17 protein-coding genes are annotated in these 14,311 nt (G+C 40.2%); all 17 read left to right on the top strand.

Annotated features, from left to right (window positions below; translation table 11 throughout):
• Positions 1 to 2 precede the first annotated feature (2 nt).
• The 17 genes from A7A69_RS10065 to A7A69_RS09985 all read left to right on the top strand — a co-directional run bounded on the left by A7A69_RS10065 (position 3) and on the right by A7A69_RS09985 (position 14,178).
• The gene (locus A7A69_RS10065; protein ID WP_152877328.1) at positions 3 to 377 is read left to right on the top strand and encodes a phage tail tube protein; all 375 of its coding nucleotides are present in this window, start codon (positions 3 to 5) and stop codon (positions 375 to 377) included.
• Between the two features lies 1 nt (position 378).
• Positions 379 to 675 carry a phage tail assembly protein gene (locus A7A69_RS16830; RefSeq protein WP_152877326.1) on the top strand — a complete coding sequence of 99 codons (297 nt, stop codon included), beginning with the start codon at positions 379 to 381 and terminating at the stop codon, positions 673 to 675.
• Between the two features lie 139 nt (positions 676 to 814).
• A complete protein-coding gene (locus A7A69_RS10055) occupies positions 815 to 2,788 on the top strand; it encodes a transglycosylase SLT domain-containing protein (RefSeq protein ID WP_152877324.1) in 1,974 nt (657 codons plus the stop codon).
• Positions 2,789 to 3,477: 689 nt separating this feature from the next.
• A complete protein-coding gene (locus A7A69_RS10050) occupies positions 3,478 to 4,776 on the top strand; it encodes a DNA circularization N-terminal domain-containing protein (RefSeq protein WP_171500806.1) in 1,299 nt (432 codons plus the stop codon).
• Positions 4,773 to 5,870, top strand: a complete 1,098-nt coding sequence (locus A7A69_RS10045) for a phage baseplate assembly protein (protein ID WP_152877320.1) — start codon at positions 4,773 to 4,775, stop codon at positions 5,868 to 5,870. Before A7A69_RS10050 ends, A7A69_RS10045 begins: the two co-directional genes overlap by 4 nt.
• A complete protein-coding gene (locus A7A69_RS10040; protein ID WP_152877318.1) occupies positions 5,867 to 6,400 on the top strand; it encodes a phage baseplate assembly protein V in 534 nt (177 codons plus the stop codon). The genes A7A69_RS10045 and A7A69_RS10040 overlap by 4 nt, the downstream gene beginning before the upstream one ends.
• Positions 6,401 to 6,455: 55 nt before the next feature.
• Positions 6,456 to 6,902, top strand: coding sequence for a phage GP46 family protein (locus tag A7A69_RS10035; RefSeq protein WP_152877316.1), 447 nt, complete (start codon positions 6,456 to 6,458; stop codon positions 6,900 to 6,902).
• Positions 6,903 to 8,009, top strand: coding sequence for a baseplate J/gp47 family protein (locus A7A69_RS10030; RefSeq protein WP_152877314.1), 1,107 nt, complete (start codon positions 6,903 to 6,905; stop codon positions 8,007 to 8,009).
• A 1-nt stretch (position 8,010) separates the two neighbouring features.
• A complete protein-coding gene (locus tag A7A69_RS10025; protein ID WP_152877312.1) occupies positions 8,011 to 8,694 on the top strand; it encodes a YmfQ family protein in 684 nt (227 codons plus the stop codon).
• Positions 8,695 to 8,708: 14 nt separating this feature from the next.
• A complete protein-coding gene (locus tag A7A69_RS10020) occupies positions 8,709 to 9,725 on the top strand; it encodes a gp53-like domain-containing protein (protein ID WP_152877310.1) in 1,017 nt (338 codons plus the stop codon).
• A gap of 12 nt (positions 9,726 to 9,737) precedes the next feature.
• Positions 9,738 to 10,232 carry a hypothetical protein gene (locus A7A69_RS10015; protein ID WP_152877308.1) on the top strand — a complete coding sequence of 165 codons (495 nt, stop codon included), beginning with the start codon at positions 9,738 to 9,740 and terminating at the stop codon, positions 10,230 to 10,232.
• A complete protein-coding gene (locus A7A69_RS10010; RefSeq protein WP_152877306.1) occupies positions 10,229 to 11,113 on the top strand; it encodes a hypothetical protein in 885 nt (294 codons plus the stop codon). Before A7A69_RS10015 ends, A7A69_RS10010 begins: the two co-directional genes overlap by 4 nt.
• A gap of 67 nt (positions 11,114 to 11,180) precedes the next feature.
• The gene (locus tag A7A69_RS10005; RefSeq protein WP_152877304.1) at positions 11,181 to 11,540 is read left to right on the top strand and encodes a hypothetical protein; all 360 of its coding nucleotides are present in this window, start codon (positions 11,181 to 11,183) and stop codon (positions 11,538 to 11,540) included.
• On the top strand, positions 11,537 to 12,853 hold the full coding sequence (locus tag A7A69_RS10000) for a hypothetical protein (RefSeq protein ID WP_152877302.1): 1,317 nt from the start codon (positions 11,537 to 11,539) through the stop codon (positions 12,851 to 12,853). The genes A7A69_RS10005 and A7A69_RS10000 overlap by 4 nt, the downstream gene beginning before the upstream one ends.
• An 80-nt stretch (positions 12,854 to 12,933) precedes the next feature.
• Positions 12,934 to 13,206: a holin gene (locus A7A69_RS09995; protein ID WP_152877300.1), complete on the top strand. Its 273-nt coding sequence runs from the start codon at positions 12,934 to 12,936 to the stop codon at positions 13,204 to 13,206.
• Complete coding sequence (locus A7A69_RS09990) at positions 13,190 to 13,699, top strand: lysozyme (protein WP_152877298.1); 510 nt, start codon at positions 13,190 to 13,192, stop codon at positions 13,697 to 13,699. The genes A7A69_RS09995 and A7A69_RS09990 overlap by 17 nt, the downstream gene beginning before the upstream one ends.
• Positions 13,696 to 14,178 carry a hypothetical protein gene (locus tag A7A69_RS09985; protein ID WP_152877296.1) on the top strand — a complete coding sequence of 161 codons (483 nt, stop codon included), beginning with the start codon at positions 13,696 to 13,698 and terminating at the stop codon, positions 14,176 to 14,178. Before A7A69_RS09990 ends, A7A69_RS09985 begins: the two co-directional genes overlap by 4 nt.
• The last annotated feature ends 133 nt before the right edge of the window (positions 14,179 to 14,311 follow it).

The following is a 14,311-nucleotide window of genomic DNA, read 5'->3' as shown; positions in this document are numbered from 1 at the left end:
ATATGGCGAATAATACCAATCGTATTGCAGGTATTGCGAACATTTCGGTAGATGGAGTCACTTACCTGTTGAGTGGTGAATTTACCTATTCACCAGCTGATGTTGAGCGTAAGACCTTAACAGGCCAAGATCAGGTGCATGGCTATTCTGAAATGCCGCGTGCACCCTTTATCTCTGGTACTTTACGTGATGCGGGGACGCTCACTGTTAAAGATTTTAATGCCATGTCTGACGTGACCATTCACGCAGAATTGGCTAATGGCAAGACGATCACAGGTCGTAATATGTGGACAGTTGATGCCCAGGAAGTTAAGACTACAGAAGGCACTTTTGAAGTGCGTTTTGAGGGAATGAATGGTTCAGTAACGGAGAATTAATGTGGAAAAAATTGAAAATGAAAATGGCACAACTGAATATCCAACGCCATTCGATTATGTGTTAGTAGCACCTGTACTGGATATCAATGGGGTAACTGTTACCTCTATCAACCTGCAAGAGCCAACCATTGCAGAAATTGAAGCTATGAGTGAAAACACGCGAAAGTTTAATTCCATGAAGGCATTTAAAACCATGTTGGCCAATCACACCAAACTTGATGTAGGCACGATTAACAAGATGGGTGCGCGCGATTTAAATGGTATTCAAAAATACTATGACTATTTTTTGGGAGAATAGATCAGCACGATGTTGATGAACGAGTCGCTTATGTGACTTGGTTTTTCAAGTGGGGTCCTGCTGATGCTGAAAATTTAACACTTACCAAGCTACTGATTTGGTGTGGCAGAGCTGAAAAGTTAAAAGAGGCGGGTCTGGAATGAAGCCTATTCAATATACGATTACCGCAGTTGATCGTGCGACTGCTGTCGTTGATAAGATTAGTAATCGAATGGAAAGGCTGACTCAGCCTTTTTCTCGTTTAGAGCGTTCTGTTAAGCGTTTTGGTGATGTTTCTGGTGTTAATCGTTTAAGCAAAGGTGTTGTTGATTTAACCTCAAAAATGACATCGTTACTTGGCATTGTCTTAAAAATTGGTACGCCATTGCTGGCAATTTTTGGCGGCGGTTCAATTGCTGGTATTTATAACATGACCGAGAACTGGGCTCGACTTGGTTCTACGGTTTCAAACACTTCCCAAATTATGGGGGTATCTACTCAAAAGTTGATGAATTGGCGCGGTGTGGGGGATTTAGTTGGTATCTCTGCTGAAAATATGACACGTGGTTTGCAAGGTTTTCAGCAGACTTTACAAGATGCCAAATTTGGTCGTAATCAACCTGTTTTTGGTATGCTTCAAATGCTTGGCATTAAGCTAAAAACCACTAAAAACGGAGTTGTTGATACTGAAGCAGTCATGATGCAACTGGCTGATCGTATTCAAAAGATCCAGAAAAAAGACCCTGCTGCTGCGCAAAAACTTGCTGATATGATGGGTGTGTCTGAATTAATGCCAGTTTTGATGAACGGCAGTAAGTCCATTAAGGCTTACCAAGCTGAGGTCAAACGATTACAGGGCAATATTACCCCAGAAATGACAGATCGAGCCAAAGGTTTTGCATTATCACTCAACAAAATGAAAGTTGCTGCTGATGGGACAAAAGGTACAATCGCTGACAAGCTTATTCCTGTATTTCAGCCGCTAATTGATAAATTTAGTAAATGGCTTTCTCTTAATCGAGAAGATATTAGCGATAAAATTGCTCAACTCGCAGAACGCATAGCAAAGTGGCTCGACAAGATCGATTTTGATGCAACTCTAAACGGGATCAATAAATTCTTAGAGGGATCTGTCAATATTGCTAAATGGATCGACAAAGTAGTTGATAAATTTGGTGGGTGGGAAAATGTTATTAAAGGTGTGGGTGTTTTAATTGGCGTAAGCTTTGTAACCAATATTGGATTGGGTGTGGCCAGTTTAATTGGGTTGGTTTCTCAATTAACCTTAGCAACAGGCGCTATGACAGCCCTAAGACTGGCTGGGTTAGGCCTAACAGGTGTTGGGTTGGCTGGGCTTGGTGGATGGGTAATAGGTACAGGTATCCGTAATGCCTATATGGGTACAGAAAAAGGGCAACAATTTGATAATTGGTTAGGCGACAAAATTGCACGTGGTATGCAGTACCTACCAGATTGGGCAGGAGGAAAGACTGCAAGAGATGCGGTTGCTATCAATGACAGAATGACAACCAATTCGAGTAAATTTGTTGCGCCATCGGGCAAAGAGTTGATCCAATCCAAACTTTTATTTGAATCACTTGAAGGCAAGTTTGGTTTATCGAAAGGGTTATTGGATCGACAATGGTTTGCCGAATCACGCCGTGGTAAAAACATGCTGTCGCCGGTTGGGGCATCAGGTCATTTTCAGTTTATGCCAGGTACGGCCAGTCGCTTTGGATTGTCTAGATCTGATACTTATGATCTTAATAAGTCTGCGGTCGCTGCTGCAAAATATATGTCATGGCTTAAAAAACGTTACAAGGGAAATGAGCGCCTTGCAGCAATGGCATACAACTGGGGTGAAGGCAATGTTGATTCCTTTTTAAAATATGGCCATGGTATTAAAACCAAAAGAAACCCTACAGGCGTAGTTCCTCAAGAAACCAAGGGATACATCGAGAAGGTAACTGGTGGTGCAAATAATATTGGTGTATCAGGCCAGCAAAATCCTATTAATGTTTCAGTTAATACAACTGTTCATCCGAATGGAAAGACCATGACTAAAGTTGAAACTCCTCAAGGAATTAAGATTAGTCATAATCAACCTGGTGAGGGGTATGGGAGTATAAGCTAATAAATAAAGACATTCTGATTGGCACTTTGCTTAACTTTTTTAGTAAAAAGTGCAAAAAACTCTTAGATAAGTAATCAATCAGCGTAAAGCAAACAACCACCTTCGGGTGGTTTTTTGATATCTAAATTAAATGGAAATGTTTCCGCCTAGATATTTAAAAATATAGGAAGGCGTTCCGTCTAACTTTTATCAAGGATTGGCTTAGATTGAAGAGATCAACCGACTTTTAAACCAGTTTAAAAGATTTACATTAACTCAGTGGGATATCTTGCAAATATGAATTTATAAAATAAACGGAAATGTTTCCGTCTGATTTTTTGTTTGAGTTGCTATTAAGATTTTTAAAGTCGAAGAGCAACTTTTAGATTTTCTTTTACCCCTGTAGGTCTTGCATGAATAAGCTACGTACAGATAAAAAAGAAAAATAAAACCCCAGTGTTGGAGCACTAGGGTTTCTGAAATTCCACTCAACTGGATAGTAAAGAGGAAATATAACTTGTATGGAACATATTAAACCATTATGGGAGTTAATAAAAGTGAGTATTGAAAAATATGGGCTTTGGCAAACTATATTGGCATTCATCGTATTGTTTTCTGTGCCGATATTATTTTGGAAATTGGACGTAATTATATCCGCGTTGAAATCATGAAATTTCAAAATGCTTATCTTGATGCCAAGGGAGATCAAAATGTCCGCAGTTTTTTTCCAAAATCTACAAACAGCATCATGGCGCAATATTCCTTTCGGTGTCTCTTCGATTGCGTTGTCTCTTGGTCGTAAAATTGCTGTCCATGATTATCCGTATGTCGATGGAGTCTATGCTGAAGACTTGGGTATGCGCGGCAAAATATTTCACATTCAGGGTTTCATTGTTGAAGGCGGTGGAGCTTATGGCAGGGCTGGCACTCTTAGAGAACAGATGGAGGCATTTGAACAAGCTGCGAGTCAATGGGGTGATGGAGTATTCGTTCATCCGACCTTGGGTATGCGACCTAAAATGTGTCTGCAAGGCATGGAAATTGAGCAAGATTTACAAGGGCGAGTAGCAACTATTCGATTTTCACTTATTGAAAACATTGTATCGCCATCCAGCATGAGCAATGAGGATACCAAGGCTAAAACGATTGCTTACGCTGGTATTGCAAGAGATATGTCGATCGTTGGGGTTTTGACTTCAATTAAAGGTGCAGTACGAAGCTATCGAAATGGGATTTTAACCGTAGTTAATCGCTTTTCAACTCAGGTCCGACAAGTTGTTTTTACTGCCACGAGTTTATTTTCGATGATTACAAGTTTGCCAGGTGAGATCGGGCGTTACATCGGTTCTTCTGTTCAGGATATTAAAAAGTTAAATAAAAACGTCGATCAGCTTATTGGTCTGGGATCGGCCAGTCGAGTCAATGTAATCAATCATCTAGATACACTCGAAAAAGCACTATATGACATGAATGTTGAGGAAATTACCAAAGGTATAAGTGGCACAATAACAGCGGTCTATGAGGCTAACCCTGATCCAGTACAAGCATTAAATGCCATGCTCCCATTCGCCAACGCCACTTCAATGCAAGCTGATACGGAAGATGGTAAGGGGTTTAATTTACTAACAGATTTAATTCGCCGTTCAGCCGTAATCTGTATTGCTGAGTCTACAGCAAACAGGGAGTATATCTCTTACGATGATGCACTTGATACACGTACATTAGTCTGTGGCTTATTGGATAATGAACTAAAGATTGCGGGTGATCAGGGGCTTGATGATACCTTTAACGCCTTAATGAATTTGCGGACATGTGTATCTAAAGATTTAACAATGCGTGGTGCTGACTTAGCAACCGTGGAAACTATTGTTGCTGCAACAAGTTTGCCGTCATTGGTTTGGTCACAAAAACTTTATCAAGATAGTGGACGTGAAAAAGAATTAGTGAAATCAGCTAACCCGATCCACCCAGCATTTATGCCCATCAACTTTAAGGCCTTATCTTCATGAAAAGCAATATTGTTAGTCTTAAGGTTGCAAGTGGTAGTGATGAGCTGATTGTCACAGGTTGGAATCGACTCTCGATCACACGGGGCATTGAGCGAATACCCAATAATTTTGATTTGCAGATGACGGATAAATCCCCTAACTCATCTGCTCCAAGCGTGGTGATAAATGAGGGTAGCAAATGCCGTGTTTATATTGGTGATGATTTGGTTATCACTGGTTATGTAGACCGAGTTATTAATAACATTTCAGATAATCAACATGTTATCCAAGTCGTGGGTCGTGGAATATGCAGCGATCTAGTTGATTGCTCGGCAGTTTACAAGGGAATGCAATTCCAAAATTGCACCGTACAAAGTATTGCGGAGTCATTGTGTGAAGATTTCGGAATTACCGTGACTTCCAATATCGATGCAAACGATGTGGTATCAGTCCAAAACATTAACTTGGGTGAAACGCCTGCTGCGGTAATTGACCGCGTTTGTCGTGTGGCTCAAGTGCTTTATTATGAGAATGAATATGGGAATCTGGTACTGAATCGTGAGAATAGTGAAACCGCATCGGGTTCTTTAACTCAGGGCAGCAACGTGGAAAGCGCCAGTTTTGTCAGTGGCATGGATCAGCGTTATTCACATTATATTGTTGTCAATCAAGCTGCGGCCGCAGCAATGGATATCCCGTCTGATAGCGGTATTGGGTACTACACTGTTCCAGATCCAACTGTACCGAGATATAGGCCTCTTTACATTATTCCAGAAGATGGCGACGCGGGTTTCGAAGTGGCTCAAAAACGAGCGCAATGGGAAATGAACCGCCGTTATGGGCGCAGTAATATGTTGCGGGCAACGGTATCATCTTGGCGAGATTATAATGATGTTCTATATAAGCCTAATACGCAAATTCAAGTCAATATTTTAAAACTGGGACTTTTTGCTAAAAACTGGCTCATTGGTGAGGTGACTTATCGGCTTGATGAAATGGGTACACATTGCGATATGCTTATTATGCCATTAGGCTCATTTACACCAGAACCAGTTGTACCAGTTAAAGGACTTCCTACCGATGTTCTTAATGCAAATCAAGGAATCACAACATGATAGACAAAATGTTGCATGGTTTAAGAAATCTGATAGGACTTGGATGGGGATTTGTATCATCTGATGATTCCGATGTTCAGACAGTACAAGTAAAGCTTAATCCAATTGAAACTAAGGACAATATTCCGAGATATGCAGAATATGGCTTTCAATCATCCCCCCCAGATGGCCATAACGCATTGGTCTTGTATTTTGGTGGTAACAAAAGCACTGGCATTGTAGTGGCTACCCATCACGCCAAAAGCCGTAAACGCAACTTAACCAAAGGCGAAGTTTGTATTTCAGATGATCAGGGACAGGAAGTTTATATCACGCGCGCAGGTATTACCCTCAAAGACAAGTCTGGATCAATCATTCAATTAAATGGTGACGGTACTGGCTCTATTAATAGTTCAGGTACATTTACGATTAATGGTGTTGTATTTAAAGATGGGGTCGCCACAGGTAACGACTTCATGGGTGGTGGTAAGTCTCTGAAAGACCATACACATATAGATTCTCGCGGTGGTGCTACTTCCTCACCATCATAAGCAGATATGTATTTCAAAAACCCCACTTTGTTGGGGTTTTATTTTGGGAACAACAATGGCTGACATTCAGACAATATGGGATACCCAAGCGGCAGTAGGTGACTATGCTGTATTAGATGGATCATTGCTTTCAGGATCCGATGTGCAGACCGCCGTCTTTATAAGTTTATTTACCGATCGAGTTGCCGATATTAATGACGATTTGCCAGATGCAACCAATACAACACGGCTTGATCGTCGAGGGTGGTGGGCTGATACAGGACAGCTCTATCCAATAGGCTCACGACTTTATCTACTCGATCGCCGTAAAGCGCCTCTATCCGTCGAACGAGACGCAATAAACTATGCAAATGAAGCTTTGCAATGGATGCTTGATGACCAAATAGTTGCTCGATTCGATGTACAAGCCAAATTTGTAAAACCGAATCAAATCAGAATGACGGTTATTGCATATCGGCAAGATGGAAGTGTGGTAAGCAAAATTTCAGAGGAGCTATGGTAAATGGCATTTAATCGACCCACTTTAACAGCACTTATCCAACGTTCACTACAAAACATCACTTCAAGCTTAAAAAAATCAGATGCCTTGCTACGATTTTCAAACCTCAATATTTTAGGTACCACCCTTGCAGGCATGATTCATCAACAATATGGTTATCTGGATTATATTGCATTGCAAGCAACGCCTTATACCGCCACAGACGAATATCTCGCAGCATGGGGAGCATTACGAGGCGTATATCAAAAGGCAGCCACACAAGCATCTGGCAAGGTAAAGTTTAGTGCTATTGCAGGAGCGAGCATTCCCATTGGCACAAAAGTCATTCGCAGCGACAGTAAGCAATACACTGTAATTGATTCAAGTTATAGCAATGGTGTCATGACTGTCACCATCAAAGCTGTAGCAGATATTGATGGTATTAGTGGGGTGGCTGGGAACTGTGAAGCGGGAACCCAATTTGCATTAGGTCAGTCCATCGCAGGGGTTAATTCATCAGGTATTTCTGAAATTATATCGGGTGGCTCAGATTTGGAGAGTCAGGATAGTTTTAAAACGCGCGTCATTGCTGCTTATCAATCTACCCCGCAGGGTGGTGCAAAAAATGATTACGAAGAATGGGCAGCTGAAGTTTCAATTGTGAGTCGTGCTTGGTGTGTGCCACTCATCTATGGTCCTGGTACGGTAGGAGTGTATTTTTTAATTGAATCAAGTGCTGGCAATCCTTATGGTTTACCACAAGGCTCTAATGGGGTTGCCGCTGAGGAAAATCGTGATACAACCGCTTCAGGTGACCAATTAACCGTAGCAAATTATATTTATCCTTTGCGCCCAGTGACAGCACTGGTTTATGCGCTTGCACCTACGATCGAGCAAATCAACATAACCATTCAAGGAGTGGCTATTTCTGATCGAGCAGCAGTCAACGATTCACTAAAGTCCGCTCTTTTAAATAACTCGTCACCAGGTAAAAAAGTTTTAATTTCTTCTTTGTGGGCTGCTGTGAGCAAAGTGGAAAGTGTTAATGATTTTACAATCTTATCACCCGTTGCCGATATTTCTGTGGCTAATAGCTCTATAGCAGTGCTTGGGAATATCACATGGAGCTGACATGACGAAATCACGATTTTCACTTGCACAATATACAGCATCATTAAAGTCACTTTTACCGCGTGGGCGAGTATGGCCACGTGGGCTCGATACAACGCAGCATGAATTAATGGAAGGATTTGCAAAATCATTTCAGCAAATTGATGAGGATGCGGCTCAATTACTTATAGATGCATTCCCTGCAACTAGCACTGCATTGCTTGATGAATGGAATATGACGGTTGGAATTCCAGATCAATGTTTTGGAGCGCCAGCCAATATTGAGCAAAACCGTCAATATGTAGTTGCAAAGCTGATCGCTGATGGTGGGCAAACTGTTAATTACTATAAATCAATTGCTGCATCACTTGGCCTTAATATCCTGATCCGCGAATTTAATCAAAATCGTTATGACAATGATGAATCGATAGGATTTATCACAAAGCCAGAAGATTGGTGTCACTCGTGGAAAGTAGTTTTAGATATTAATTCACCTTCTTTACTTCAATTTACTGGTAATGAGTCTGCAATAAAGGCATCAAATTCTTTTAAAGCATTGTCATGTTTGCTTGGACGTTACAAGCCAGCACACACCCAGTTTTATATCAGTTTATTCGATTTTAATGAAATCAATGGTGATCCAATATTCGGATTCTCTGAGGCAGTGGACTTTGAGCCATTCGATCAAGGCCGCTTCCGCAAATAATGATGGAGCTTTCAATGTCATTAATTCAACCAGCACTTAACGACACACCATTTGCTAAAAATGGCCAAAAAAATACTATTCCCAAGACCACTTCGACCAAAGGTAAAGCCTCTTTGGATCAAGGCTTTCCGCCTGAAACAATGGTGGACAAACTTTCTGGAGGAATAGCTCCTAGTGGTAAGGATATGAATGGCATTTTAGCACTACTATCTGAACATCAGATCTGGCTGAATGCAGGCGGGATGTATAAATTTAACGGTGAGTTAGCTAATGCTATTGGTGGATATGCCAAGGGAGCTTTGGTCTTATCAGACAATGAAAATGAAGTTTATTTTTCCACTGTAAGCAATAATGGCAACAATCCTAATGTGAACTTAACAGGTTGGAAGTATCTTTCAACCTATGATGATGTTGAATATCTAGCGACTCAAATCCAGTCCTTACTTAACAATAAGTATGATAAGTCTGGTGGGCAGATTAGTGGTGATGTAGTAATTACTGGTCAAACCTATGTTCACCCTCTGTGGGTACAGTCATCAAATAATGCAGCGAATGTTTGCATTTCGCTTGATTCAACCAATTATAATGTTTTGTTCCAAAGTTCAGGCCCAACTGGCGGCAACTATATTTTCGATAAGAAAGTCAGTGCTTCCGATTTAGATATCCGAAATGGTCAAATAGCCGTTTTAAATAGCTCAAATATTTTAGTAGCCAGTATAACAAATGCAGGCTTAGTTACAGGTAAAAATGGAAATTTTCAAGAACATCTAGGACTTGGCCAGTTCTTCTCTGGAGATAATGGGTATTCTTCTCTACCAAATGGCATGATTATTCAATGGGGTATTTCAGCGGGTGGGGATTATACCCATGTTAATTTTCCCATTACTTTCCCTAATAAGCTGTTTAGTGTTCAAGTGTCTGATAGAGATGGACGTGAATCACACGGATATGATGACTATTCGACTTCTGGTTTTAATGTAAGAACCACGGCTGGTACATTAAATTTTGGCTGGATTGCTATTGGTAACTGAGGAAAGTTTTAAATGACTATTTTATTTAGCGTTTCACGCCAAGCCTTTTTTGCATCTGAACTAAACTATTCTGATCTACCTAATGATCTGATTGAAATAAATCAGGAGCAACACATTGAGCTACTGACTAAGTTAAATACTGGTTGTTACATTAAATCTGATTTAATCACAACATCCCCTAAACCGACATCATTTCATGTTTGGAGTGGTAAGAAGTGGGTTGATCCACGCACCGCAGAAGAAAAACGAGCAGATTTACTTAAAACTGTTATGCCACTCACACGACGTCAGTTCATGCTAGTTCTTGCATTACATAATCTTGATGAACAAGTCGAAACTGCAATTTCAAATATCGAAGATGTAAAACAGAAAAAGTTGATCAGTATTGAATATCGTGAAAGCACTCAGTTTGAACGTACAAGCGATTCCGTTGCTCAGATCTCTCAACTTCTTAATTTGACGGATGATCAAGTTGATATTTTGTGGGTGGAGGCTATGAATTTATGATTTTTGATCACATTCCAAAGGGGCTAAACACCCCTTTATTTTTTTCCGAAATTACAGTGAATGGTAATTCTTTGAACTTTAATGGGTCATCTGGCGGTGAGCCTCAACCACCTCTGATTAGTTGCGCTGGGGCAACAGATACCGTAGAAACAGGTGGTATCTGGGTAAATCCGACAATGGAAGTTAATGGAATCTTTTATGATTACATCGACTCGATTGAGAGTATTCTAGATTTTAATGACCACGGGATAGAAACACATTGGACTTTTAAAAACATTTCTGATGAATTTTTAAGAGTTAAGATATCTGGATCAGTCCATGAGAATGATCAAGGCTGGGCTATGAATACAAACCCAACGCTAGATGTGGACTGGGATTCTGGAGTACTAACCTTTTGTTTAGCGCCAGCAGCTAATATTTCGTGTACACCCGACTATATTGCCTTTGACTCAATAGAAACGGGGATAGATTCTAGTAAAACATACGCTTTAACTCTGGAATTTGTTGGCCCAAATGGCGTGGTGATTTACCCAAAAACAACATCAGTTGTTGAGGGTAATACGGGCGATGCATCAAGAGATTTATCTTACGCCTTATATCAAATCCTTTGGAATAAGCAAGTCAACAATGGAGTCTTTTTAATTGTTTCAAGTAGTGGAACTCAAAATCCAGAAGGAGCATATTTTCAGTCCTTTGGAGGCCACATTGCAGGTGGTTCATCTTCGTCAGTGTACCCTGTAACTTTGAATATTTACCCATCCGAAAATCTAATGGGCGCTAATGCTGATTTGTTTAGATTCCTAGTAACTACGGACGGAGAAACCTTTGAAGATATAATCGCAGTGCAGTCATGTGGCGCACAATACTTCCCTGGAATCTAATGGATTAAAACATCATTTTCTAACCACCTTCGGGTGGTTTTTTATTACCCAAATTGAGAGGGGAATTATGAATCCACATTGCATTAACAGTGCTCAGAAAGTAATTCCGTATTTTATCGCCGGTGACACTTTTAAAGTTCCTTTTCAACTTTACGATATTAAGACTGGTGAAGGATTTGAAATAACCCAAGAAATGGAAATTGCAGTAAAGATTGTCGATATTCAAGGGCGGTTGATTGCAGAACCAGAGGTTACCATATATCCAAACCAACAAACAGACAAAGGGTTTGTTCTTCTATCGGTCGCCCCAAATGTTTCTGCAACATGGAAAAGTGGGTTTGCACTATTTGATATTAAAGTAATGATTAATGAGCAAATAAAGCATTCGAGTAAGTACAAATTTGAAGTTGATGAGGCTATTTCATGACTAATTTGGGCATACGTGTTTTTTGGGAAAATAGTCCGATTCCACTTGATTCGGATGTTTCACCCTCTGAAGTTTCTGCAAGATTGCCATTAGGTGTGTTGATCACTGATCCCGTAAATATTGGTGGTACTGGCGCCGTTAATTCTGTTAATGGTAAAACTGGAACTGTAGTTTTAAATGCTTCTGACGTTAATGCCGAGCCTTCTGGTTCTGTCGCTTCAGCTAAAATAGCACTGGAAAGTGAAATCGAGTCAGTGCGTACTTTGGCTCAGACAAATGAGTTAAAAATATCGACAAAGACTGATCAAGCTGACTTTGAACAAGCACAGCAGCAGATTGAACAGAATCGTTTAGCGCTACTGACTAAAGCTGATATTCAAGCTCTGGCACTTTTATCTCAATTAGTGGATACAAAAGCAGATCAAGCTTATGTGAATCAGCAGATTGCGAATCTAGTCGGTTCTGCTCCTGAAGCTCTCAACACCATTTATGAGCTGGCTGATGCGATTCTGAATGAACAAAGCATCATTGAAACATTGAATCAGTCTGTTGCAAATCGAGTGCGTTTTGATGTTGCAACGCAAGCTTTAACAGAGATTCAGAAAGAGAATGCTCGAACGAATATTGCTGCTGAAAAGCTTGGTACAGCACAGCAGCTTGTGAGCCAAATTACAGCACAAAGTTTAGGTGCTGCTACAGCAGCGCAAGGTGCAAAAGCTGATACAGCATTACAGTCTGCTGATGTTGCGCCAGTGGCTTTATCAGGACTATTTTCAAGTCTTAGCGGGCAGTCAAAGATATTTGATGTCGTATTCAGTGCTTATGCTATTGGTACGAATACGGCTTTAGCTGCTACTGATACGTTGGGGCAGATGTTGGGTAAGCTGCAAGCACAAATTAATGCGAAAGCGACTGAGCCAGTGTGGGTTGATATAAAATCTATTACTGGCACGGTTTTAGCTACACAAATAGATAACACAGGTACGTTAATTGAAGTTGCTAAGATTAACGGAAATTTGTGGCTGAGAGGAAAAGTTAGCATTGTTGGTCAAATTAGCTCTAACGGTTTGTTTTTTACACTAAACAATTCTGACTGGAAAATCCAAATAGTTCCTTATGGTCTTTCTACCACACGCAATTCATTTAATATCCTAGTTCCTAGCGGTAGTACGTCTATTAATGCAGTCAGCGTTTATGTATTGCAACAAGTAGCAAGTGTATCTGATTATCAACGAGTCGACTTTAAATCATATTCGCAAAATAGTAATATGACTGGTTTAATTCTGCCTATGTGTTTAGGTAAGCTTGTATAAAATAAAAAAGCTTTTCACTCGAACATCTAATCAAATATCACCGTCATTCTGGCGGTTTTTTTATATCTGGAGAAAAGTAAATGCAGGACACTTCTACAGTTGAAGCAAGTGCTGTAGCAATAAGTCAAAAAGTAACTATGGCCAGTAGCATGACTTCATTTTTTGCTTTTATGGCTCAAGTTGATGTTATTGCATGGGGAGGCTTATTCATAGCGGCGTGTGGTTTGTTAATTCAACTCTACTTTGCGATTGGTCGTAATCGACGCGAGAAGATAGAGCATCAAATGAAAATCACTGAGCATCAGATTCGTGTTGAGCGATTAAAAGGAGGTAATGATGTCGAGCAAGACTAAACTAATAGTAACATCACTAGCAGCTTCGGCTGTTTTTTTTGTGTCTCTAATTCATTACGAGGGCTATTCTCCAACGCCGTATAAAGATACGGGAGGTGTTGCGACGATTGGTATTGGTTCAACTCAATATGAGAACGGCACAAAAGTCAAAATGACGGATAAGCCAATTGATCAGAAACGTGCCATCGAAATTAGTAAAGCACATATCTCTAAAGATGAAATTACGTTTAGAAAGTCATTGCAGGGCGTGAAGTTATCACAGGCTGAATATGATCTGTATTTAGATTTCATGTACAACTTTGGGCAAAGCAACTGGCGTTCATCTTCAATGCTTTCAAACTTAGAATCTGGTCAGTACGTCGCTGCATGCAAGTCTTTGTTGAAATGGAAGTACGTTGCAAAGCGTGATTGTTCAATACGGTCTAACGATTGTTATGGCGTCTGGACCAGACAAGTTGATCGTTATCAGAAATGCATGGGGGTCAATCAATGATGCAATTATACGTTCTCTTAAAATTCTGGCGAGAATGCATCATTGTGGTTCTCGCTTTTTTATTGCTCATCTGTTTGTTTATTCAAAATCATCAAGCTGCTGAAATCAAAGATCAGAAGAAACTACACACTGACTACGTTGCAGCACAACAACTCTCAATTGCTAAAGCCAAAGCTGATGCAACAATTCAAGAAAAAGTTTGGGCAGAGCAAACTACAAAAGTAGAGCAAAATTACAATGTCAAAATTAAGCAAATTCAGTCTGATGCTATTGCTGCTCAGTCAAGTGCTAACAGCATGTCAAAGCAACTTGCCGATGCAAAGCAGCGTTTGTCCGCAGCTACCAAAGAAACCGTCATTGAATACACCAATACCAGCGGTGACATACTCGAAAGTTGCATCTCTGAATATAGAAAAGTGGCACAAAAAGCTGATGAACACGCAGCTGATGCAGAACGATTGAGTAATGCTTGGCCATAAAATTCTAATTTTTTGATTTTTCAATTAATTCTTACTTGCATGGCTTATTTAGACTATCCTTGATGTGATTGAAATCGCAAATCCCTTCAGCAAGTATTTGTACTATTTTAATTTTATTTAATTAATATATGTC

This window comes from Acinetobacter guerrae, from assembly GCF_009372255.1.
Classification (GTDB): Bacteria; Pseudomonadota; Gammaproteobacteria; order Pseudomonadales; family Moraxellaceae; genus Acinetobacter; species Acinetobacter guerrae.
This window is presented reverse-complemented; position numbering and strand designations above follow the sequence as displayed.